The organism is Nostoc sp. FACHB-152 (genome assembly GCF_014697475.1).
Lineage (GTDB): Bacteria > Cyanobacteriota > Cyanobacteriia > Cyanobacteriales > Nostocaceae > Nostoc_B.
Window position 1 is genome coordinate 66,128 of sequence record NZ_JACJRV010000001.1, and the last position, 23,796, is coordinate 89,923.

A 23,796-nucleotide genomic window follows, 5' to 3' on the forward strand; every position below is an offset into this window, starting at 1 on the left:
ACTGGTAAAAGGTAAATAAAGCTCCCGCTTTGCTCATTCGTAAATGAGTTAGGAAAAATGGGCAATCACAAGTTACTTGACTGCTATTATTAAGCAATTAATATAATAAGGCTTCTTCTTCAAACTAAAATTTTTCGCAAAAATGTGAAAACTGTTACAAACCTTTATACAGGGACGCTGAATTTATTGCTGTCTGCTATCCTTGTATACGCCCAATTACACAGTGGATAACTTTAATTTCATTCACAATTCGCTCTAGTTCTGTAGATAAAAGAGTTTGTTCTCGGACGGCTTGTAATGTGGGCGTTAAAGTGTGAGAATTTGTAGCAATTTCTGATAAACGAGCAGTATGTAACTGTTCAATTTGGTTGAGAATGACTTCAAGATAGCTATCCAGTGCTGGTAAAGGTTGGGGTGAGTGTCCTTGTTGAAGAGCATCTGCTAAGTTTTCCAACACTTGAACAATGGTATCTGTCAGTTGCTGGAGTTGGATAAATTGATACTCGCCACTAAATTCTGACAGATGTTCTGCCAGTGTTGTTACCGAACTAAACAAACTACGAATGTAAAGTATTAACGTCATTACAGGTTCAATTTCTCCTTGCACGTGACGAGGTTCGCTAAACAAGCGTTGAGCGGCGGCACTAGCGTTAGAGTTCTCTAGTGCTGCTTGATGGCGTAGCGTATTGATAGAGGCAAACAAATTTGGTTGTGGGTGGAGGTAGTTTGTGATTACCTGTTGAAAGTAGCTGAGATTGGCTCGAATTGTCTTTTCTAATTGTGCTGGAAGTTGCTGTCGTTCCCAACGCGGGAAAAGTAAATAGCTGCCAACCAGTGCTAGTCCACCCCCAACCAAGCTATCAACAATACGCAGCACTCCTACCTGCCAGCCACTTGTACTAATCAAGTTGAGTAGTAAGATAATGGCGGGAGTGAGCAATATAGTAAATAGGCTGTAGCTTAAAGCTCGCACTGACATAGCAATGAAGACTAAAAGTAGTAAACACAGTGCGATCGCAGTTTGATTATTCACTAGTAAAATGAGAATAATCCCAATAATTCCACCTAAAATAGTCCCGATAACTCTTTGAACTGTTGTTTGGAACGTGCCGCCAAAGTTAGGTTTGAGTGCAACTAAGGCTGTTAATGTAATCCAGTAACCTCTGGGTAGTTGCAATACTGAGGCGATAAATTCCGCAAATGTTGTAATTAGTGCTAGGCGCAACGCATGGCGAAAGATGACTGAATTAAAAGTGAAGTTATTTCGCAATGTATCAATAATTGCCGAAGGTTTTGATTGAGGTAGAGAGAAAATATCTTCCTGAAGAATGCGACGCTGTTTTCCTTGTTTTAAATCTGCAATAATGTCTGCATTAGTATGAATTTGCTGTGCCAGATTTATCAGACTAGTAGTAATCTTCCTCAAATTGACTAAATCGCCATACTCATCTGCTTGTGGGTTGGTTGTTTTAAGGACATGAGAACGTAAAACTTGCCACTGGTGTTGGAGTGCTTCAACTGTGCGATCTAAATCCCCAAGATGAACTGTGCTTTTCTCTTTAACAATTGCTTTTGACAACATGAAAAGAGCAATTGCCAACTGTTCTATTACTTGCTGAATTTCTCTATGTAACTGAAAAGATAATTGATTTTCAGATGCGATCGCTAACATTTCGCTGACTGCAACTATAGAATTCAGAATTTGATTAGCATTCTCAATCAAAATTAATAAGTTATTTCCCCGTTGGTTAGCACCTTTCTGCACAGTCCACTTAGCAGCCCAGACACTGCGAGCAGATATCAAACTCGCAATTACTGCATCCTGAGATGGCAAAAATCGTTCTGCCCACTCTTGTCGATTTTGGGGATTTAATACTCTTTGGCTGGCTAAATCTACAAATTTGCTTAACGACAGATAACAATTAGCAACGGTTTGTATTGCTGGGTCATTCGGGCGCACTGCCCAAAGTATTAATGACACTAAGATTGTCCATGTTCCACCTGTTAGACACAGCACACAGTGTTGAATAAGAGTAGAAAAATTGGTAAATGTAGCAAATTTAGCCAGTGCAATGACAAACATAATGGAAGTGACTAAGCTCACAGATGAGGCTACATTGCCATACAGACTTGCTAAACCTGCGATAAACATCACAATAAACGTTGTCAGGATGGTTAACCAAAGATAACTGCTCGCTAGACTGGCAATGAAAAATACTGTAGTCACTGCAATTGTAGCTGCGCTCATCGCCATCAGCTGCTGGCGATAGGTGCCGTCAACATTTACCATCCCAACAAACCAAGCTGCCATAGTAGAGATCGCGCTGGCAGCAGCCTGACCAGTAATAATACCAACCCCTATTGGAACACCTAAGATCAAAAGACTACGCACTCCAGAAAAAAATGCGGGTCTACCTGGCTGGAGTTGAAACTGTTGTAACAACCAATCAAAAGAACGTTTATTTGTAGATGCCATTATTATGCTGGCGATTATTAATTAACTAGAGTAAAACTCAATGGTAATGTTTCGCTCCGCTTATAATTCATTTTTTGCTTATACCATTTCACGAAAAATCTAATATAAATGTAAATCCTGAAAGCTTTGCTGCTCTAAATTTTTTAATTGCGTTAGTGCAGCGTTAGCGAGCTTGCGAGCGTCATTTTGAATTGGTATAGTTCTTTACGATAAGATATTTGCAACTCAACCTAAACCTATCTTAGGCAAGATTTGTTATATTATGCTCTAATCTATGAATTGAGGCATAAATGAGCTAATTGCTTCAGAGCAAAAAATTGTAGATCACTCAAAATCCCCCTTAATCAGGAGGACTTTGAGATATTATTGCACCTTGAAAAATGGCTTATAAATCTTGATGGGTAAAAGCCTTAGCATTTGCTCCGGTGTAAGTAGCTACAATGTGTCCATCACCTGTCATTTGATATTTGTATGTGATCAATCCTTCTAAGCCGACGGGGCCACGGGGAGGCATTTGTTGGGTACTGATGCCGACTTCTGCACCAAAACCGTAGCGGAAGCCATCAGCAAAGCGTGTAGAACAATTGTGGAAGACTCCGGCTGAGTTTACCAAGCCAAAGAAAGTTTCAGCTGTGGCATTATCTTCAGTAATAATTACGTCGGTGTGGCGAGAACCGTATTGGTTAATATGAGCGATCGCATCTTCTAATGAGTCTACAATCTTAATCGACACAATTAAATCGCTGTATTCTGTTTCCCAATCTGTTTCGCTGGCAGCAGCAATATTAGGTAATATTTCTAAGGTGCGTTCATCACCTTTTATTTCCACATGGCTGGCTTGTAAAGCGGCTGCAACCTTAGGTAAAAATTCGCCAGCAATTGATTGATGAACTAGTAAAGTTTCAATAGCATTACAAGCAGCAGCATACTGCACTTTGGAATCAACAGTAATCTCGACTGCTTTGGTAATATTTGCGGCTTCATCTATATAAGCATGACAAATACCATCTGCATGACCGAGTACAGGAATACGGGTATTTTCTTGCACAAACCGCACAAAAGAATTAGAACCTCTAGGAATAATTAAATCTACGTATTTATCTAATTTCAAAAGTTCTACAGTTTCTTCTCTTGTTGTTAGCAACTGCACTGCATCAGGACTAACAGCAGTTTGCGATAATCCTTGTTTAATTGCTTTGACTATCGCTTCACAAGAACGCACTGCTTCTCTACCACATTTGAGAATTACACCGTTACCCGACTTAATAGCTAAAGAGACAATTTGAATTGCTGCTTCTGGACGCGCTTCAAAAATTATCCCCAACACACCCAAAGGACAAGTAATGCGTTTTAAGACTAAGCCTGTATCAAGTTCGCGGTGAATCTGCACTTTGCCAACAGGATCGGCTAGTTTACCAACATCTCGGACACCAGCGATCGCATCTCTTAATTTATGTTCATCTAACTGCAACCGTTTATATAGAGGTTTGGCAATTCCTTGGGCTGCTGCTGCTTCACAGTCAGCCACATTCGCCTGCAATATTTCTTCTGTTGCTGATTCTAATGCTTGGGCGATCGCTTCGATAGCTTGATTTTTTGCTTCGGTTGACAGAATCGCCAGCTTACTTGCAGCTTGGCGTGTTTGTCCGGCGATCGCAACTAGGGAAGACGCAACTTGAACAATAGTCATGTCAAAAAATAACTCTTTATTATGGCACAAACCTTTATTCCATCCTATCAAAGAGGTTAGAGGCTAGGGCTTAGGGGCTAGGGATGAGAGGCTAGTATTTTTACTTTACACTTAGCACTTTCAAGTCAATCGCGGGAAAAACTTTCTTCTCTAGCCTCTAGCCCCTACTTAATAACTACTTCCAAACTCGGCCAGCGTTCTTGCAGTATCCTCGCCAAAGCACGTAAACCCCAGACTTCGCTACGATAATGACCAACTGCTAATGCTCCTATTTTAGTTTCTCGGAGTGCCTCTGCTGCTGGCTGTCGCAACTGTCCTGTGATGTAAACATCTGCACCACGCGCTGCTGCTTCACGTACTAATAAATCTGTCATTGCACCCACAACAGCAATTCGTGTGATTTCAGTATTTATAGGTTGACTGACTTTTTCATAGCCGCCAAAAATTTTTGATATGCGATCGCATAAATTACCAAAGCTTTGGCTAGAAATTTCTCCTAACATTCCAATTGGTCTATTTTCCTTTTCTCCTAATATTTCTAATTTAGAAATATTTAACACCTGAGCCAAGCGAATATTAAAACCTATTGTTAAATATTCATCAAAAGGGAGATGATAAGAAATTACGCCCATATTATCTTTAATATGTTCTATTTCTAGTTTCCACGGTCGGTGTAAAAAAAGCGCATCTACACTTTCAGCCGTCATCCATTCTTGAAATTTCTCTCCAGGTTTGAGAGCTAATCCTATACGTTTTATAGGACGAGATGACGCTAAATATATACCTCCTCTCTCATTTAGAGGAAAGCGTTCTACACTAAATAAATCATTGAGAAATTCTGCGATTATCTCCAAAGATATAGCAATATATTCTGATTTCATTATTTACAAATTATTTTGTCGCTCATCAAGCAGAACGTCAAAATGTTTAACCTTGGCCTCTGGCTCAATTAAATATTCATTATCTCTAGGCAGAGGACTGACCTTTTCAATATCATTACCAGCAAAAGCCCGAATTGCATCCCGCGATCGCCAATAAGAAATAACAGTAAACTCTGTAACTTCGCCAACGTTACGGCGGAACACTTGCACACCTAAATTACCAGGAATCGACTTAATTTTTGTGATTCCAGCTTTTAGCAAATAATCATAATATTCTGCGGCTTTGGCATTGGGTGTTTTACCTTGCCAGATACGTGCCACTACTGTTTTAGATTGAGAGTTATTTGTCCTGTTTGCGGGTACAGGAACTTTTGCCGGATTAACTTGTGCAACAGCAGTCAGTGATAAAGAACTAAGCAATAGTGAGCAGCCAAAAAGTACACCCAATAACTGCTTACTATTCATACAGATATAACTACTGATTCTGAAACATTTTAGTACATCATCTTTTAGCCATTTCTACCTCCCTAGAAATATTCTGCGTTCCTCCGCGCTAACTCAGCGTCACTCTGCGTTTAAAAACTTAACTATACCGACGAGGCGTATAAACCGAAATACTCCCATCACCACGTTTAATAATTCTAGTCTGCGTAGAACCCACAATAATAACTGTCCGCATATCAGCTACATCTGGTATTAACCCTTCCAGAGAAATTACCTTAACTGTTTGTCCACGCCTACCAAGATTCCTACCCAATACTACCGGAGTCTCTGGTGTGCGATAGCGTAGCAAAATATCTCTAGTGGCTGCGAGTTGCCAAGTACGTTCTTTAGAAACAGGATTGTAAAATGCGATCGCAAAATCCGCTTCAGCCGCCGCCGCAATTCTTTGTTCGATAATTGACCAAGGTTTTAAAATATCTGATAGTGAAATCGCGCAAAAGTCATGACCCAAGGGTGCGCCAACCGCCGCCGCCGCCGCTTGCATCGCCGAAATTCCCGGCGCAACGTAAATTGCTATACTTTCCCATTCTGGCTTGGGATACCTATCAAGCACTTCAAACACCGCCGCCGCCATTGCATATATCCCAGGATCGCCAGAGGAAACAACTGCCACATATCTGCCTGTAGCGGCCAAATCCAGTGCCATTGTTGCCCGTGCTATTTCTTCGCGGTTATCAGACTCATGGCGTTGCTTGCCATCAGCTAAAGAACCAACTAAATCAAGATAAGTTTTGTAACCTACTAAATCAGTAGCCGACTTGAGGATTTCCTTCACTTCGGGAGACATCCACTGCGATGCACCAGGGCCTGTGCCAATAATTGCTAATTTACCGCGTGACTGACCGATGGTGTTGGGATCAATTGGTTCGGGTGCGATCGCAATTGCTATCTCAGCAGTATTAGCAATCAGTTTACCAGATGAGCCTGTTGCAGCCAGTGCCAATTTTTGTGCGCTTTCAACCTGATTTTGGTTAAAAAAGCGGACATTTACACCAAAAGCATCAGCTATAGCGTGAATCTCTAGATTAGCTGCAATGCTGAGGGGTGCAAATATTCCAGCTACCGAGGCGGGTGCAAGGTCGGCATCTGCTAATAGTTGCTGCACTGAAGCTAGAGTAGTTGAGGGGTTAGTGATGGCGATCGCAATAGTTTTAGGATGGTAAACAAGACAATTAGCAGTAGGAGTAACTAAACTTTCTGTAACTCGAATTGTTAAATCTCCATTTGCGTCGATAGGCAATTGACTATTTGTTAACCACGGCGCAGTTCCCTCCAGCTTAACTTGCGCCCCCGCTAACAAATCCGAAATAAATGTTTTAGCATCATCTGGGTTTGCTAAATGATATCCAACCGGAGGCGATAACAACGCCGTGCGGAAACGGATATCGCCTGTAGTTGTAATTGCTGGTTGAACATCCAGAACCTCAGCAATGCGGCGCGCCAAATCATTCACCCCACTCAGCCCACCTAATAGCGGCACAACAGCACTCCCATCCTCAGCCACAGCTAACACTGGCGGTTCTTGACGTTTATCAGAAATTAGAGGGGCTAAGGTTCTAATCAGAATACCAGCCGCACAGATACCAATTATCGGAGTTCCCGCAGCAAATAACTCGCGCAAGGTTTCACCAAAATTCGTGAAACTGACATCAACCCCAGAGGTGCGACCTGCCAAACCATATAATGTTGATTCTGGCAAGATGCCCATCATTTTACGAGCGATCGCCACACTATTTTGACCCAATACTACAACAGCAGGTGCAACCTTTATCATGAGACTTCTTAAACTTAAATAGATATTACGTAAAATTTATGTCTTTCAAATCAAAGCATAAATGTACACACTTAAACACACATATTTTTATATTAGTAGGTACTGAACACTAGCCAAATCTTTAAAACGTATACAAGTTTTCGACTCTCTTGAATCTGAAGTTAAATAACAACACAACAATCAAAACTAATCGCACTGTGTAGTAGTGTATGGTGTAATTTCATTGGGAACAATATGTTTCTGTCCTGCAAATTCTCTGCCATAATAACCATCATCAAAACCACGGCTAAATTCTCCCCCAGCAGTGCGTGGCTTGTATGCATTTCCTTTTTTAGCTTGCGCTTGTCCTTGACGATAGCCATCAGCATAAGCTTGGGGATGATAAGCAGGGTCTTGATCAACTACCCACTGAGTAATTGGATAACAGTCATATAATGACAGCCTAGAATATGGATAATGGCGATAGTAACGCCGATGAGCTTGGGCAGACGGACTGTTAACTAAAAGTCCAGTAATAGTAGCTAAGGTGATTAGACTCAATGCGGTACTATTTTTCATTGTTTGAGCCTCACAAACTTCTCTCGCCTAGATACTTTTAATGTAGCGTTTAGACGATTGAGGTGACATCTTCTAAAAGGAGGTTGGAAAAAATTAGTAAACTGTAAACCTCTTTCAAAAGTTAGTGGTGCAAATTCATTTTTGGGGATTTAAAGCTTATAGTGATAAAAATTCAAGTTTGAATTCAACTGTTTTTCCAAACATTAATTATAATAATTTTATTCCCAAGGATTAATAATAAAAATTCCGCAGCCTGCAAAATCAGCAACATTGCGAGTTGCTATAGCTGCGTTACGAGAATAGCAAATAGCCGCAATTTGAGCATCAGCCTGAGAGATGGGAGTCCCACTGGCTCGTCTTTGGGCTGAAATATTAGCAAAAGCTACAGCAGCAGATTCATCAAAGCTCAGAATACGTCCTCCAAAGTCTTCTGAAAACATCAAAGTAGCAGCTTGATATAGTTCATATTTCCGCTTTCCTTCTGGTAAAATGGCGATGCCATAGAGAATTTCGGCTTGTGTAATTGTTGTAATAAATAAACTTGTTATAGGTTGTTGAGCAGCCCAATTGCGAACTACTGTAGACCCTTGGGGTTTGATTAATTCTGACAATACATTAGTATCAAGAACAATCATTATTCAAAACTAGGTGCAGGACGCATAGGTTCTCTCTTTATTTCTTCTAATTCAAAATTGCCTAAGTGAGCAAAGCGTTTGTCTATCAAATTTACAATATTTCTAGGCTGTGTTTGATTTTCTATTAAAGCTAGACGGAGAATTTCTTTGATTTCTTCTTCTAAAGAACGCCCATTTTTTGTAGCTCGTTCTTGTAAGATGTTTTTCAAATTGTCATCAATGTTAAAAATAGTAATGTCTGTCATAGTGAGTTAATGAGGCGGTAATTTGTTTAATATGTTTAATAATTACAGCAGGAAATAGGCAATAGGCAATAGGCAATAGGGGTGAAAGCCTGTTGGTATATGGCTTTGTTCTTAAAATCTGTATCTCATTTACCTGCAATGTGCTGTATATTTTAATTTAAAATATCAGGTGACAGCTATATATTGTTGCGATCGCAAAAATATATAGCATTTTTATCTAACTCTAATCTTAAAATTTGTAAAGAGCGATCGCACTACTCAATTTTATCTAAGTGATATAAAGCAATATAGCTTTTCTTTGAGATGCTGCATTATCATGCCCATGTTTGAGCAAACCTTTACAAGCGATTTTTACTAGGTATGACAATCATCGCAAAATAAGGTACTTCCGCCGGATCAACTTCATCTAAGGGTACAATTCTCTGCTGTGCCATTGTTGCCCGTTCGATATATAATGCCCGTGATGCTAATCCTAATTGATGCAAAATATCACGCACTTTTTTAAAATGACGACCCAGTTTCATAATTGCGGCTGCGTCAGTTGTGAGTAATTGCGTAATTAGGTCTTCGGCGGGGAGTGGCGCGGGTAGAACGGTCATAATGTCGTTGTAGTAGGTGAAGGGTACACCTAAAGCTACGGGACACGCCATCAGTGAGGAAACACCGGGGACAACTTCGGTTTGATACTGTTCAGATAAGCGTGTGAATACATACATAAATGAACCGAAAAAAAACGGGTCGCCTTCACACAGCACTACTACATCGCGTCCGGCGGCGAGGTGTTGGGCAATTGGTTCTACTTCTTTGTCGTAAATTTCCTTGGCTTTTTCTGGTTCTAAGGCGCGGGGGAGGTGATAGGCGACTTCGATTTGTTTGCCTGTGAAATATGGAGAGGCGATCGCCCGCGCTATACTCTCTTTATCTGTGGCTGATTGATAAGCAATCACAGGTGCAGCTTGGATTAACCGCAATGCTTTGATGGTCAAGAGTTCCGGGTCGCCTGGCCCGACACCAACTCCATAAAGACGGCCTTTGCTTGTCATAATTATTCTTCCTCCGTTGCCAAGGCGTTAACTGCGGCGGCGGCGATCGCACTTCCACCCCGCCGACCATGTAATGTCATATAAGGTACATCTGGGCTATTTTCTGCTAATGCGGCTTTTGACTCGGCTGCACCCACAAACCCCACCGGAAAGCCCAAGATTAACGCAGGTTTAGGCACACCCTCATCTAGCATTTCTAGCAGCCGGAATAGTGCGGTGGGTGCATTACCAATGGCGACAACTGCGCCTGATAAGTGCGGTTTCCATAATTCTAAAGCTGCTGCTGACCTTGTATTACTCAATTTCTGCGCTAGTTCTGGCACTTCTGGTTCATTCAAGGTGCAGATAACTTCGTTGTTGGCTGATAGTCGTCGCCTTGTCACCCCATCAGCAACCATGCGACAATCGCATAAAATTGGCGCGCCTGCTGCTAATGCTGCCCTTCCTGCTTGTGCGGCTGTTGGTGAATATCCCAAATCGGTGACAATATCCGTCATTCCACAGGCATGGATGAGGCGCACAGCAACTTTAGCTATATCGGCTGGCAGTATATCTAAGTTTGCTTCTGACCGGATGATAGCAAAGGAATTACGGTAGATTTCGTTGGCGTTGCGGATATAGTCGGGCATTTTCAGTTACAAACAGCAGAGGTATGCAGATTATAGGTGTGTTGAGAAAATAATTCTTTTAATGGGGTAATTCCGTATCTATAGGAAAATTCCTTGAAAGATTCGTCAGCATGAATTCGGTAACTTTTATACACATTGAGCATTTTTTCTATCAATGACGGCAGTTCTTTGAAACTTACGTTTTGGTAGAGTAGCCGACCGAATTTTTCGTGATTATCACCGTCCCCAACATAAATGTGATAGCTTTCTATATTGCCATTTTTGACACCCAGTAAAGTAATGTCACTGCTATGATGCTGGGCGCAGGATTTTTCACAACCAGTAAAGTGAATATTAATTGGGCAATTTAGCTTAACACGAGTTTGTAGATAGTCGGACAATGCTAAAGCATGAGCTTTGGTATCTGTGGCAGAAGCCGCACAACCTCGTTTACCAGAACAGGCTACCAATGCACTTTTAATATTAGTTACTGCAAAATCTAATCCTAAGCCGATGATTTCACTTTGCACATCAGCAACATACTGCTGAGGAATGTCAGTTATCAGCAGATTTTGCCAAGGAGTGAGTCTAATAGTACCACTACCAAATTTTGCTGCTAAATCACCTAAACTCCTGATTTGCTGACTTTCTAACCGACCTAAAGGTAACACTACACCGATATAAAATAATCCCGGCTGCCTTTGGGGATGTATGCCGATATAAGAGGAACGCTGATCTTTTTTTACAAGAGACTGTTTAAAACGCTTCCAAGAAAAAGGTAAACGCTTTTCAACTTTTTGAAGATAATGATCACAACCCAAACTATTGATTACTTCTCGCAAACGTGGCTTGCGTTTACTACTAGTATCAATGTGCGCTAGGTAAACATCAGCCAAAGCGGCTAAGACTAACAAGCATTCATCGGGTGTGACGATAATTCCCACATCGCTGGGTGGTTTCCCTTTCTCTCCGATACTGAGATGTAGCCGGAAGTAAACATTATGATCTATCAAGATGGCAGCAAATAGGATATCATTTAGGCGATCGCTTACCGAAACTAATCCACCACCATCAAAGCAAACGCTAAACTTAGCCGAAAGTCCTGCAAGTTCCGAGTGTGCTGCCAGATAATCATCCCAGCCTTGAACTAAAGGACGCGTATCGATGATTTCTTGAGAGTCGATACCTGCCGTTGGGCTAGACATGATATTGCGGATGTGGTCTATCATCGGGTTGCGAGAACCTAAGCCTAAATCTTGCAGTTGTTTGAGAACTTCTGCATTTATACCTTGACTAATCTCACGGATTTGCAGATTAGCACGATTCGTAACATCGACATAGCCGCCGTACATATCTGCAATGACAGCGATCGCCCCACATTGTTTACTATTCAGTATTCCACCTGGTATTCTGATACGAGACAAAATCCCGTCTTTTGCAGGTGTGGCATAAAATAAGCCAGGACAAGGTGTAGAAGCAGACAACAAGACTAGAACTCCTTCCCTGTGCGACGCAGGGAGTAGACTGTATACTCTCGGAATTGGCATTCTGACTCGCAAAGTCCAAAGCAAATTTCTTTTGGCTTTTACATTACAGCTGCGGCACAGTCCCGGAATCGCACCGGAATTTCCCAACACCAAGCTTTAGTAATTTAGCATGAGTAGCCAGTCATAATTTTGAATGTCAGCAAGAAGGGTTTAGGGTGTAGGGTGTCAATACCTTTCGGTTAAGGGGGAAAGGGGAAGGGGAAAAAGTAGAAGAAAACCTTTAACCCTTACCCTTTAACCCCTTCGGGGTGACGCTCGCAAGCTCGCTAACGCCAGTCGCTCATGGGGAGCCAGTCTCGTGGGCGGCTCTGCCGACTTGAGAGAACTGGCGTGGAAACCCCCAAGACCGCGCTGGCTCACCTTTTCCCAAAACCAGATTACAAGTTAAAAATGCTTAACCGAATAGTATTAGGTAGGGTGTGGGGTGTAGGGAAGACAGCATTGAAAGGTGCTTGAAACCCCGCATGGTGCAATCTTCTTCCCACCCTTTGTTGGGGCTATTTCTTTCTCTACACCCCGTCCCAACGGGGCTTGCTCAACTGCAATTTAGAATATATGGCTTTAATTAGAGTATAAGTATCAAATGGTTTAAAGATTATTTCGTTTTCTGTAAGGTAAAGCTGCAACTTAGGAATATGTTTTGAGTCAGCATCCGTCATCAATAGAAACGGAATTTTTTTCGTTTCTGAATAATTTTGTAGTGCTTGCCAAAGTTCTAATCCATCGAATCGGGAAAACTCATCAGCAGTCAAAATTAAATCTGGTAGTTCTTGGCAGGCAAGCTTATACCCGTCAGAAAAGTTATTGGCAGTTAGAGGATGAAATGCATAGAGCTTTAGGCAATGTTCTAGAAGCTGCAATAAATCATTATTACAATCTATGACTAAGATTCTATACATAGTTTTGACAGGCTTGCTATAGAATAACTAAGCCTGAATTTAAAACATATTTATGAATAATTTGTGAATAAAAAAATTTAATAATTAATCGTGCCAGCCTAAAAGCGATCGCATCTGTTTTACCAAATCAGGTGCTTTGAAGGGTTTGGTGATAATTCCTGTAATGGGTAGCTTAGTAAACTGTTGCTGTTCAGAATTTTGAGCTTTGGCAGTTAAAAAAATTGTCGGAATACTTTGAGTTTTGGGGTTAGCTTGGAGGTATTCAAAGGTGGTAATCCCATCCATTTCTGGCATCATGACATCTAAAAGAATCGCATCTGGTTGTTCGGCTTGAGCGATGGCTAATCCTTCCTGACCTGATGCAGCAACTAACACTTCCCATGCGGCGATCGCTTTGAGGGAAATTTGTGTAATCTTGCGAATGCCCATTTCATCATCAATTATTAAAACGCGCTTTGACATAGTTTTTCCCCACTCCTAGATTGACCGATGTTTTAGTTTTCTTGATGTTCTTCTGGCTGCATTGGTAAGGTAAAAAAGAATGTACTGCCTTTACCAAGGGTACTTTCTGCCCAAATTTCTCCGCCATGTTGCCGAACGATGCTGCGGCAAATTGCCAAACCTAAGCCAGTTCCGCCTTTTTCACGAGAATCACTGGCATCAACTTGATGAAAGCGAGCGAAAATACTTTCTAGGTTATCACTGGGAATACCCCGTCCTTGATCGCGCACCATGAAGCGTAGAAATGTTCCGGCGTCCTGAGATTGTTGTTGCTCGACTGATAGCTCAATAGTAGAGTTATTGGGAGAGAATTTAATTGCATTACTGAGTAAGTTGGTGATTACTTGCAATAACCGATCGCCATCAGCTTCTATTTGGCAGGAATGAGGGGTAAATTTGAGGGTGATATTTACCTGATTAGCCATTTCCTGCATTTGAGCGATCGCAGTTTCTATCAAATCACCAATATTGCACAGGTGTTTCTCTAACCGAATTTTGCCAGACTCCAGGCGTTCTAAATCAAGAATATCGTTAACTAAGCGTACTAAGCGATCAGTTCCTTCAGTGGCAATTTGGATGGTAGCTTCCCCTTCTTCGGAATTAGGATCGATAATTTTTTCACTTAAAAGACTGAGGGCGGCTTGCATGGAAGTTAAGGGCGTTCGTAATTCGTGGCTGACAACAGAAATGAATTCAGCTTTCATGCGTTCAACTTTGTAGCGTTCTGTAATATCTTCACCAATGCTCATAGTGCCGATTGGTTGCCCTGCCACATCGCGTAAGATTGTGTTATTCCAAGCAATTATGCGTTCCTCACCCGATTTAGTCACAACCGGATTTTGGTAGTAAGGATGAAAGTTATGTTCTAAAACTTCTCGAAAAATGACTTTTATAGAATTTTGCTGTTCGGGATTGAGAAAATCAAACCAGTATTGACCTAATACTTCCTCTGACTCATATCCGGTAAGCTGTAGGAAGAATTGATTTGCATATTCGACGTTGCCGTTAATATCTAATCCAATCACAACCAATTGCACATTGTCGAGGAGTGATCGCCATCGCCGATCTGACTCTTGTAATGAAGCTTCTATATGTTTGCGATCGCTAATATCTAGAACTATACCAAGGGAGCGCAGAGGTTGATTTTGGTCATCGTGAATAGCTTTTCCGCGCGCCATTAACCAATGTATCGAGCCATCAGGATAAACCACTCGATATTCTGCTTCGTAATCAGTACGGTTTTCGAGAGATTCTTGAAATAGTTGCTCGACGCGCTTCACATCTTCAGGGTGAATACATTTGAGCCAAGCTTCAACTTTCGGTTTAGCGATATTAGCAGGTAAACCTAGTAGCGTAAAGTGATTTTCATTCCAGATTAAATCTCCACTAGGTAGGTGTAAATCCCAACAGCCGATGTGAGTCAAATCTATAGCCAATCGCCGTTGTTCTTCACTTTTTTGCAGAGCTGCTTCAAATAGTTTGCGATCGCTAATATCTCGATGCGTACCAATCATCCGCAATGGCTTACCGTCTTCATCCCAAACCACAACCTTGCCATAGTTGGCAATCCACTTCCAGTCGCCTGATTTTGTTTGTAAGCGGTAGTCAAAATCATAGCGTACTGCACCGTTTTCTAGGTGTTGGGCGAGAATTTCTTTTACCCAGATTATATCTTCAGGATGTACTAACTGTTCCCAAGCAGCAAATGAATGGGGTAATTCATTCGCTTCATAACCCAACATCTCAAAGTATTGGGGACTGTAATAAACTTCATTGGTGACAATATTCCAATCCCAGATTCCATCGCCAGATGCTTCTAGTGCTAGTTGTAAACGTTCTTCACTTTTTCGTAAAGCTTGTTCTACATTTTTTAACTCTGTGATATCCCGCCCTACTGATTGTAATTCAATGAAATTACCCTGTTGATCAAACAACATTCGATTAACCCACTGCGTCCAGCGAATTTCGCCTTGATTATTAATCACACGATTTTCAATAATCTGCATCGGATTTTCAATGCTCATTGATTTAATTAATTGATTTACTTTTTCTATGTCTGCCTCATAAATCATGGGACTGTAACTCTGATTAATTAAGTCATCTCTGTTAACGTTAAAATAGCGGCAGTAAGCATCATTAACAAATAAAATCGTGCTATCTGGTAAAAAACGAGCAATCATTTCTGTTTGGTCTTCAACAATTGCTCGGTAGCGAATCTCACTTGCTTGTAAAGCTTCTTCGATGCGTTTACGTTCAGTGATATCAACAGCAATACCACCTACTAACTGCTCTCCTGGCAGATTACTAAGAGGGAAAATATAAACTAAAAATTCACCCATTATTCCATCTGCTTTTAGGAATTTTTGGGTTCTTTGTACTGTTTCCTTACTAGTGGCAACTGCTTGAATATCCTTCAGATATTGTTGAGATATTTCTGAAGGATAAAGCTCGAAAATATTACTTCCTATTACTTCTTGATTTAATACTTTAAAAGTCTGATAGTAAGTTTTATTAGCATAAATTATTTGCCCATTTATGTCTGTAATCCAGGCGCAAGCAGGATTATGATTCATAAACGCTTGAAAGCGTTCTTCACTCTGCCGTAATTGTTGTTCTATGATGCCACTCCGGACTAATTCTAGTTGCAGTTCTGCTGTTCTTTCTGTAATTCGAGTTTCTAACTGTTCATTTAACTGCTGGAGTGCTATTTCTGCTTGCTTACGTTCAGTAATTTCTTCACAAACTGTATTAATGCCAATAATTTCATCCCCATTTTTTAGCGGAAAAAAATGCTCTAACCAAGTTCTTTTCACTCCTGGTTGAGCAGGCGTTTCTCCGGTAATTTCTACATTTAATAGAGGTTCGCCTATTTCGAGGATGGAATGAAACAGTGGTTCGGCTATATCTGCCAGATTGGGCAGTAATTCTCGCACGGTACGCCCTAAATGAGCTTCTACAGAATGTCCATTGATCTCGGCTAGACGTTGGTTAATTCTGACAAAGCGCAAATTTGTGTCTATAAAATTTAAGCCGATGGGTGCAGATTGGTAAATTGCTTCGATTTCAGCTAATTGTTGCTGAAGTTGGATTTGGTTATTTTGCAGGATGGCTTCTGTGCGTTTGCGATCGCTAATATCCCGATAGAAAATACCTAATCCGTCTTGATGCGGGTATGCATGAATTTCTAACCAAACATCATATTCTGAAGGCACATAATAATGATACTCAAAATGTACAGGAATTTGTTCTGTAACTGCCCGTCTGTATTGATATTCAAGATTACTGCCAGCACTAGCCGGCCATGCTTCCCAAGGTGTTTTTCCTAATACTTCAGAACGAGACTTATTATTGTTAATTTTTTCTCCTGCCGCATTGATATAATTAATTCGCCAATCTTGATCTAAATTAATAAAAGCATCGCTCATCCTCTCTAAAATGCTAATCAATCTGTCAGAAATTTTCTGAGCTTCTGTTTTAGCTTGTTCTGCTGCAAGGCGCAATTTATTTTCTCGAACAGCAATTTCTTGGCGAATTTGCGCCATTTTTAAATTAGCTTCTACACGAGCTAATAACTCACGAGTAGAAAAAGGTTTAATTAAGTAATCATCAGCACCCCTTTCTAAACCTTCCACCCGTGCTTCTTCCCCTGCACGAGCCGATAAAAGAATGATTGGTAATTCCCGTGTTTGGGGTTGATTGCGTAACTGTTGCAGCAACCCAAAACCATCAAGTCTGGGCATCATCACATCTGTTAAGACGAGATCGGGCTTACATTTTTCAATAGCAGTTAATGCTGCCATACCATCTGAGGCTGTTTCGACTACATAGCGTTGTGCTAATAATCGCTGCACATAGTCGCGCATATCAGCATTATCTTCAACTAAAAGGATGCGTAACTTTTGAGCAATTTGAGAAGCAGGAAAATGGGTAATTTCTTTGTTTAATTCGCTGAGTACTGGCTCTGGAGAAGCATCTTGATTAGTATCTATTAGCCATCGTTCTGCTTCTTCAATATAAGCTGAACCTCTTAATGCTGTGGACTCTAGTGTGCGCGATCGCCCCGTTTCTGTAATTGGTAAATGTGCAGATCCAGTGGGAATGGAAACCGTAAAACAACTGCCTTGTCCTACCTGACTGGTGACTGTAATATTACCTTTATGCAGTTTGATTAATTCCTGCACTAACGACAACCCAATCCCAGAACCTTCAAAGCTACGTCCTTGGGAGCTTTTTACACGATAAAAACGCTCAAATAAATGGGGAATTTCTTCAGGTGCAATACCAATACCTGTATCTTCGATAGTTAGCTCAACATAGTTATCGTACTCTTTTAAACGAACTATTATTTTACCTACAAGGGTAAATTTAAACGCATTTGATAAAAGGTTAAATATAATTTTTTCCCACATTTCTTTATCTACATAAATAAATGTAGATAAAGGTGGACAGTCAATTTTGAAAGATAGTCCAGCCCGTTCAATTAAAGATCTAAAAGTGCTGGCAAGATCGGCAGTAAAAGCCGCTAGATCTGTAGGTTCGTAAACAGCTTCAATTCGTCCGGCTTCAATGCGTGAGAAATCTAGCAATGTATTTACGAGTTTGAGTAACCGTTGTCCGTTGCGCTGCACAACCTGAATGCGATCGCGCTGAATCCCAGCCAAGGGGTTGTCTGTATCAGCTAAGGCATCTTCTGCCGGTGCCAACATCAAAGTTAACGGTGTACGAAATTCGTGGGAAACGTTATTAAAAAAGAGGGTTTTAGCGCGATCAATTTCTGCTAATGCTTCTGCCCTTTGGCGTTCAGCTTCATAAGCCTGTGCTGAAGCCAGTGCTTTAGCTACATTATTCGCAATTAAATCGAAAAATCCCTGATAATTATCATCAAATTTGCGACGCGGGTTGACTCCTAATACCAAAAATCCAGCTAAATCGGGTTTTCCTGACTCAGCAATTGGCATAACTAAAGCTTCAGATGAGGCTAGATCGCACGCTTTCCCAGGAAGTTTGCCAAAACGCTGTTTTAAATTGTCAATTTTTTCTGCTTGTGCTGTGCGGTTTACTCGCGCTAAATACCAAGGATCGTCTTCCTGAGTTAAATCTACCTGTTCTGGACTAGCAGGCGTTCCCTTTTCAATACCGAGAGTTGTCATTAATTTTGCTTGCTTGCCATCTGATAAATATAAAAGTGCAAAAGGGATATCTGCCGAATTTTGGGATAGTGCTTGGACAGCAAAATTACAAGCTGCTGGGGATGTTTTTGCCTCTGCTGTTTTACTAGCAAGTTCTCGTAAGGTAGAAAGACGGCGATCGGCTATAACTTGTTCTGTGGTTTCGATACAGGCACAGAAAACACCACCAATCCCTCCACTTTCATCTCTAACAGGGCTATAAGAAAAGGTAAAATAAGTTTCTTCAATGTAACCGTAGCGATACATTAATAATAAAAAATTCTCAAACCAAGTAGATTCTCCTTTAGTGAAGACATTATCAATCATCGCACCGATCACATCCCAAATTTCTGCCCAGCAATCTTTGGCGGGTAGTCCTAAAAATTGGGGATGTTTACTAGCACCTAAGATGGGACGGTAAGCATCATTGTAGAGATTGGCATATTCAGGCCCCCACCAGACAAACATGGGGTAACGAGAACTCAAAATAAGACTCAGGGTGGTGCGTAAACTTTGCGGCCAGTTTTCGACTGCACCAAGGGGCGTTTTTGACCAATCATGCGATCGCATCAAATTAGCCATTTCTCCATCACCAGGAAATAGGCTGTTTAAGATATCTGCACGATTTGGTGTCATCATAAGCTAAGAGTCTGCCAAGGTAACTTTGCGGTAAGCTTTTGTGCCTACACCATTTCACCAAATAAATGATACAAATACAGCATATTGCAGGTAAATGAGATACAGATTTTAAGAACAAAGCCATATACCAACAGGCTTTCACCTCTATTGCCTATTGCCTATTGCCTGTTTCCTGCTGTAATTTCTCCTCTGCCCCCCTGCTCCCCTGCTCCTCTGCACAAGAGCGGCCTATTTGTATCAAACTTAAAGTGAAACTGTATCAGTCGGTGCTGCCAAAATTCGGTTCCGCCCTGCTGCTTTGGCACGATAAAGAGCTTCATCTGCCGCATTATAGAGCGTTTGTAAGTCAGTACCGTTTTCACCTGATTCAGCAATGCCGCCACTAAAGGTAACTTGAAAAGATGTTCCATTAGGTGCTACAAACACATGGCTATTTAATGTTTTAAGTAAGTTATTCAACCGCTTGATGCCATTTTGCTTGGTCATTCCGTACATTCCCACTACAAATTCCTCACCTCCCCAACGTCCAATGATGTCTTCGCCTCGGAAAGATTGATTGAGTAAGTTTCCAATATAATTGAGAACGCGATCGCCCATATCATGCCCATATTGGTCATTAACCTGTTTAAATTTGTCTAAATCTAATATTGCTAAACTAAAAGGCTGCTGTTGTCGTTGAGCTAAGTAGAGCGATCTCGTTAAATCTTGCAGAGCTTTGCGGCGCAAACAGAGTCCTGTAAGTTCATCAAGCTCTCTTGTTGCCCACATTTTTCGTTGCTTTAGGCGAGTTTGCACACGGGTTAAGAGTTCTTGAGGCACGACTGGCTTATTTAAAAAGTCATCAGCCCCAGCCACAAAACTACGCTGTACGGTTTCCAAATCTGTGTGAGCAGACAAAAAAATCACTGGTAAGCAGTTCCAACGCAGATCACTACGAATCACCTGACAAAGTTCAATTCCACTATAATGTGGCAATTTTTCTCCCGGATAAGATGACGTTGCAGACTCATACAATTCAATATCTAAAATCAATAAATCAGGATCTTTTTGCTCTAATGTTTGCCAAAACTGTTGTGCTTCGCTTAGTAGTATTACATCGTAGCCATAGGGTTCCATCAAAGTACTAAGTAGCCTCAAAAGTGCTGGATCATCATCTAAAATTAATATTCGCGCAATCGACCGAATCGTCTGTTCCAGTACTTGAGCTACAGCCGCTAAAACTCGATATGGGGCTAGGGGCTTTTGCAAAAAGCAGCGACTTCCCAATCGGGCTGCTTCAACTCGCTTTTCAAAGATTCCCTCGGCGGTTAATATAATTACGGGAATATTAGAATATTGACGGCTAATAGTTGCGAGAAATTCCAGCCCCGTCTTAACAGAACCTAAAATATTGAGATCAAGCAAAATTGCCTGACAAGAAAAGTCATTTAAAAATTTTTCTGCTTTATCTATTGTTGTCACGACTTGCGCTTGCATTCCCCAATTAGATGCTTCTTGGGCAATTTGTTGTGCTAAGGCTAAGTCATCATCTACAACTAACAACTTCAGGGGCAGGGGAGCAACTATTGTCGCAGAGGATGGCAACGCTGTAGCATCGGCACTAGATTCAGTCTCTAAATAACCACCCAACGCTGCAATTAATTTGATTAATGCTTCGATGTCCGAAACTGATGGTGGGTGTGGTTGCTTGAGAATTTGTTGAATCTGACGGGAAATCTGCGAAGCTTCGTCTAAACCAAAACTGCCTAAAGAACCAACGAGTGTGTGAGCTTCTCGTTCAGCTTGATGTTGCTGTTCTGGTGTGAGAGTTCCAGATTGTAAAGCAGTTACGGCTTGCTGAATCACAAAGAGGCGATCGCAATAAGACTGCCGACACTCCTGCCAAACTCCCGATAAATCAGGCGTGACTGAGGAGAAAGAACTTACAGGCAATAATAAATCTTGGTCTTGATAACTTTCCTCAGTTTTATCATGCGTCTTTAACTTATAACCTATTTTATAAATCGTTTCTAAGGGATCAACTACTCCAGCTTGCTTTAATTTTTGTCGTAAGCCTTTAATCTGCGCGCGTACGGCTCCTTCGGTGGGAGATTCGTCTGATGGCCATAAACAATCTAGCAATCGTCTGATACTAAAACTTTGCTCTGGATTTCGCAGAAATAGCTCTAATAGTTCGTATTCTTTCTTATTAAGCGCAATTGGTTGCTCTCGATAAGTTACTTCACAACTATTGGGACTCAGGCATAATTCACCCCATTTCAATATAGGCGATCGCTCTCCATGCTTACGGCGTAAGAGCGCACGAATCCGAGCTAGCAGTTCGTCAAAATCAAAAGGTTTGACTACATAGTCATCGGCTCCCGCATCTAAAGCCATCACCTTACTCGTTGTCGCATCTAAAGCCGTCATCAATAAAACTGGGGTATCGTGATTAGGATTATGCCGAGAATGGTTTTTGTCCCGCAATTTTTGACAAAACTCAATCCCTGTCAGCTTGGGTAATATCCAATCAAGCAAAATTAAGTCGTAAATAAAGATTTGGGCTAACTCCCATCCTGCCTGTCCATCAGTTGCAATCTCTACGTGGTAGTGCTGCTTTACGAGTATTTTTTGAAGCAGAGTTGCCAAGCTTTCATCATCTTCTATGCACAGGATCTTCACATCAGAGCTAGGTTTTATGCTGTTTAGCATCATTATATACTTGGCCGATCTACTGAAAATAGTTACAATCAAACCGTTTAACATAGCTTAGGCACTCAATACCATTCGGTTAAGACATCTCTTCGTTAAGACCGCGAGGGGCTTCAGGCGCAGAGGAGAGGTTACTGTTGATTCTCCCCGGCTGGTTTGCTTGCTTACTGATTTTGAGTATGAGTTCAATTCCGGAAGGAAATCGAATTTGGATTGTTTAAGAGTCTGAAAAATTTGTGAATTATTTATGAATAATTTGTAAATGTAAATCAAAGGCAACAATTCTATACTTAAACTTACTCAAGAATTGCGTCTGATTTAATTGATGATTCTATAGTAAATTGACTATGGTACAGAAATGGCTATCTATTATTGGTATTGGTGAAGATGGATTACCAGGGTTAAGCGCGATCGCTCGTTCTTTACTTGAGCGTGCTGAAATTATTGTAGGAGGCGATCGCCATTTAGCTATGCTCCCCACAGATGACCAACGGCAAAAAATAGCTTGGGCTTCTCCTTTTAGCGCATCAGTTGAAGAAGTTATCCGTCGTCGGGGTCAGTCAATCTGCATTTTAGCTAGTGGTGATCCTATGTGTTACGGCATTGGTGCTACCTTAACGCGGCGCATTCCTGTCTCGGAAATGACGATTATTCCTGCGCCTTCAGCCTTCAGTCTCACCTGCGCTAGGCTGGGATGGTCATTAACTGAAGTCGATACTTTAAGTTTGTGCGGTCGTCCACCTTCTTTGCTTCAGTCTTACATTTATCCCAACGCCAAGTTATTGATTTTGAGCGAGGGACAAGAAACACCCAAAATTGTTGCCCAAATCCTCACAAGTCGCGGCTATGGGGATAGTAAAATCACCCTGTTAGAACGTATGGGTGGGATTCATGAAAGGATTTTAGAAGGTACAGCAGCCTCTTGGAGTGAAACTGAAGTTGCTGCATTAAATACCATCGCTGTTGATTGTATTGCCGACAGGGGAATTGCGCCTTTATCCAGATTACCAGGATTGCCAGATGATGCTTATCATCACGATGGACAACTTACCAAACGCGAAGTCAGGGCAGTTACTTTATCAACCCTAGCACCCTTGCCAGGAGAACTTTTATGGGATGTCGGCGCAGGTTGTGGTTCAATTTCGATTGAATGGATGCGGACGAATGCTCGGTGTCGGGCGATCGCCATTGAACAAAACGCCTCTAGACTAAAATATATTGCTGATAATGCCGCAGCTTTAGGTACACCCAACCTGCAAATCATCGCCGGAAAAGCACCCTCAGCTTTAATAGATTTGCCGACACCAGACGCTATCTTTATTGGTGGCGGAGTCACAGCCGCAGGATTATTTGATATTTGTTGGCAAGCATTAAGACCAGGGGGACGTTTAGTTGCAAATGTCGTCACCATAGAAGGTGAACAAACTTTATTTCAATGGTATGAAAAAGTTGGTGGCAATTTCACTCGCATCGCTATTCAAAGAACAGAACCAATTGGTAAATTTTTAGGTTGGAAAGCAATGGCTCCTGTTACACAATGGATAGCAATCAAAAATTTGTAATTAGTAATTTGTAATTCGTATTGGTTTACGGTTTGGTGATTGGGGGTGTTAATCGCAAGTCTTATATAGGAATCCGGTTTGATTACTGAAATACTTGTGTAGAGAGGCAATAGGCAATAGGCAATAGGGAACAGGAAAGAAGGGATAAAAGTATACTGAGTTTTTTTCCCAAATCAAATATGAATCCTATATGCAGATGATGGAGAAACAAGCCCGTGAAGCCTCTGAACAAGGACGCATGAGGGTAATCGTGCAAGACAATGGCCCAATATTAGCCGTAACGTACTCCTTCTCGCTGTGCGTTAAGCGTTGCTATAACGCACCCGACAAATTAAGCTTTACTTGATGAATCATTTCTATGTACGATCGCAGACA

General features: G+C 41.3%; 17 protein-coding genes and 1 riboswitch. Of the genes, 2 read left to right on the forward strand and 15 right to left on the reverse strand.

The genetic code is table 11. The features are described from left to right. Positions 1 to 196: 196 nt before the first annotated feature. The 15 genes from H6G76_RS00265 to H6G76_RS00335 form a co-directional block, all read right to left on the reverse strand. Entirely contained in the window at positions 197 to 2,476 is a 2,280-nt protein-coding gene (locus H6G76_RS00265; RefSeq protein WP_190694103.1) for an FUSC family protein, read from the reverse strand. A 385-nt stretch (positions 2,477 to 2,861) separates the two neighbouring features. Then, positions 2,862 to 4,166 (reverse strand): glutamate-5-semialdehyde dehydrogenase, encoded by a 1,305-nt coding sequence (locus H6G76_RS00270; protein ID WP_190694104.1) that lies wholly within the window; start codon positions 4,164 to 4,166, stop codon positions 2,862 to 2,864. A 164-nt stretch (positions 4,167 to 4,330) separates the two neighbouring features. Then, complete coding sequence (locus H6G76_RS00275; protein WP_190694105.1) at positions 4,331 to 5,047, reverse strand: Nif3-like dinuclear metal center hexameric protein; 717 nt, start codon at positions 5,045 to 5,047, stop codon at positions 4,331 to 4,333. A gap of 3 nt (positions 5,048 to 5,050) precedes the next feature. Next, on the reverse strand, positions 5,051 to 5,512 hold the full coding sequence (locus H6G76_RS00280; protein WP_190694106.1) for an antibiotic biosynthesis monooxygenase: 462 nt from the start codon (positions 5,510 to 5,512) through the stop codon (positions 5,051 to 5,053). A 118-nt stretch (positions 5,513 to 5,630) separates the two neighbouring features. Further along, positions 5,631 to 7,325, reverse strand: coding sequence for a precorrin-3B C(17)-methyltransferase (cobJ, locus tag H6G76_RS00285; RefSeq protein ID WP_190694107.1), 1,695 nt, complete (start codon positions 7,323 to 7,325; stop codon positions 5,631 to 5,633). Positions 7,326 to 7,511: 186 nt separating this feature from the next. Next, positions 7,512 to 7,883, reverse strand: coding sequence for a hypothetical protein (locus H6G76_RS00290; RefSeq protein ID WP_190694108.1), 372 nt, complete (start codon positions 7,881 to 7,883; stop codon positions 7,512 to 7,514). Between the two features lie 218 nt (positions 7,884 to 8,101). Further along, on the reverse strand, positions 8,102 to 8,518 hold the full coding sequence (locus H6G76_RS00295) for a type II toxin-antitoxin system VapC family toxin (RefSeq protein ID WP_190694109.1): 417 nt from the start codon (positions 8,516 to 8,518) through the stop codon (positions 8,102 to 8,104). Beyond that, entirely contained in the window at positions 8,518 to 8,763 is a 246-nt protein-coding gene (locus H6G76_RS00300; RefSeq protein WP_190694111.1) for a FitA-like ribbon-helix-helix domain-containing protein, read from the reverse strand. Before H6G76_RS00300 ends, H6G76_RS00295 begins: the two co-directional genes overlap by 1 nt. 338 nt (positions 8,764 to 9,101) lie before the next feature. Then, on the reverse strand, positions 9,102 to 9,806 hold the full coding sequence (locus H6G76_RS00305) for a precorrin-2 C(20)-methyltransferase (RefSeq protein ID WP_190694113.1): 705 nt from the start codon (positions 9,804 to 9,806) through the stop codon (positions 9,102 to 9,104). Between the two features lie 2 nt (positions 9,807 to 9,808). Further along, positions 9,809 to 10,435, reverse strand: a complete 627-nt coding sequence (locus H6G76_RS00310; protein WP_190694115.1) for a precorrin-8X methylmutase — start codon at positions 10,433 to 10,435, stop codon at positions 9,809 to 9,811. A gap of 2 nt (positions 10,436 to 10,437) precedes the next feature. Continuing rightward, a complete protein-coding gene (cobG, locus tag H6G76_RS00315) occupies positions 10,438 to 11,901 on the reverse strand; it encodes a precorrin-3B synthase (protein ID WP_242056274.1) in 1,464 nt (487 codons plus the stop codon). Between the two features lie 37 nt (positions 11,902 to 11,938). Next, positions 11,939 to 12,070, reverse strand: a riboswitch (cobalamin riboswitch). Positions 12,071 to 12,470: 400 nt separating this feature from the next. Next, positions 12,471 to 12,860, reverse strand: coding sequence for a PleD family two-component system response regulator (locus H6G76_RS00320; protein ID WP_190694119.1), 390 nt, complete (start codon positions 12,858 to 12,860; stop codon positions 12,471 to 12,473). 84 nt (positions 12,861 to 12,944) lie between these two features. Continuing rightward, positions 12,945 to 13,322 carry a response regulator gene (locus tag H6G76_RS00325; protein ID WP_190694121.1) on the reverse strand — a complete coding sequence of 126 codons (378 nt, stop codon included), beginning with the start codon at positions 13,320 to 13,322 and terminating at the stop codon, positions 12,945 to 12,947. A gap of 32 nt (positions 13,323 to 13,354) precedes the next feature. After that, complete coding sequence (locus H6G76_RS00330; protein WP_190694123.1) at positions 13,355 to 19,168, reverse strand: PAS domain S-box protein; 5,814 nt, start codon at positions 19,166 to 19,168, stop codon at positions 13,355 to 13,357. A gap of 243 nt (positions 19,169 to 19,411) precedes the next feature. Continuing rightward, a complete protein-coding gene (locus tag H6G76_RS00335; protein WP_199337210.1) occupies positions 19,412 to 21,862 on the reverse strand; it encodes a response regulator in 2,451 nt (816 codons plus the stop codon). Positions 21,863 to 22,206: 344 nt separating this feature from the next. Here H6G76_RS00335 and cbiE point away from each other — a divergent pair, with 344 nt between their 5' ends. Together cbiE and H6G76_RS00345 are read left to right on the forward strand one after the other, a co-directional pair. Beyond that, on the forward strand, positions 22,207 to 23,421 hold the full coding sequence (cbiE, locus tag H6G76_RS00340) for a precorrin-6y C5,15-methyltransferase (decarboxylating) subunit CbiE (protein WP_190694125.1): 1,215 nt from the start codon (positions 22,207 to 22,209) through the stop codon (positions 23,419 to 23,421). 196 nt (positions 23,422 to 23,617) lie between these two features. Further along, positions 23,618 to 23,767, forward strand: a complete 150-nt coding sequence (locus tag H6G76_RS00345) for a hypothetical protein (protein WP_190694127.1) — start codon at positions 23,618 to 23,620, stop codon at positions 23,765 to 23,767. Positions 23,768 to 23,796: the final 29 nt, after the last annotated feature.

Coding starts and splice junctions, on each gene's coding strand:
- H6G76_RS00265 (WP_190694103.1), bottom strand. CDS start 2,476: ATGGCATCTACAAATAAACGTTCTTTTGATTGGTTGTTACAACAGTTT.
- cbiE (WP_190694125.1), top strand. CDS start 22,207: ATGGTACAGAAATGGCTATCTATTATTGGTATTGGTGAAGATGGATTA.
- H6G76_RS00330 (WP_190694123.1), bottom strand. CDS start 19,168: ATGATGACACCAAATCGTGCAGATATCTTAAACAGCCTATTTCCTGGT.
- H6G76_RS00325 (WP_190694121.1), bottom strand. CDS start 13,322: ATGTCAAAGCGCGTTTTAATAATTGATGATGAAATGGGCATTCGCAAG.
- H6G76_RS00310 (WP_190694115.1), bottom strand. CDS start 10,435: ATGCCCGACTATATCCGCAACGCCAACGAAATCTACCGTAATTCCTTT.
- H6G76_RS00270 (WP_190694104.1), bottom strand. CDS start 4,166: ATGACTATTGTTCAAGTTGCGTCTTCCCTAGTTGCGATCGCCGGACAA.
- H6G76_RS00300 (WP_190694111.1), bottom strand. CDS start 8,763: ATGACAGACATTACTATTTTTAACATTGATGACAATTTGAAAAACATC.
- H6G76_RS00305 (WP_190694113.1), bottom strand. CDS start 9,806: ATGACAAGCAAAGGCCGTCTTTATGGAGTTGGTGTCGGGCCAGGCGAC.
- H6G76_RS00335 (WP_199337210.1), bottom strand. CDS start 21,862: ATGATGCTAAACAGCATAAAACCTAGCTCTGATGTGAAGATCCTGTGC.
- H6G76_RS00290 (WP_190694108.1), bottom strand. CDS start 7,883: ATGAAAAATAGTACCGCATTGAGTCTAATCACCTTAGCTACTATTACT.
- H6G76_RS00345 (WP_190694127.1), top strand. CDS start 23,618: ATGATGGAGAAACAAGCCCGTGAAGCCTCTGAACAAGGACGCATGAGG.
- cobJ (WP_190694107.1), bottom strand. CDS start 7,325: ATGATAAAGGTTGCACCTGCTGTTGTAGTATTGGGTCAAAATAGTGTG.
- H6G76_RS00320 (WP_190694119.1), bottom strand. CDS start 12,860: ATGTATAGAATCTTAGTCATAGATTGTAATAATGATTTATTGCAGCTT.
- H6G76_RS00295 (WP_190694109.1), bottom strand. CDS start 8,518: ATGATTGTTCTTGATACTAATGTATTGTCAGAATTAATCAAACCCCAA.
- H6G76_RS00280 (WP_190694106.1), bottom strand. CDS start 5,512: ATGAATAGTAAGCAGTTATTGGGTGTACTTTTTGGCTGCTCACTATTG.
- H6G76_RS00275 (WP_190694105.1), bottom strand. CDS start 5,047: ATGAAATCAGAATATATTGCTATATCTTTGGAGATAATCGCAGAATTT.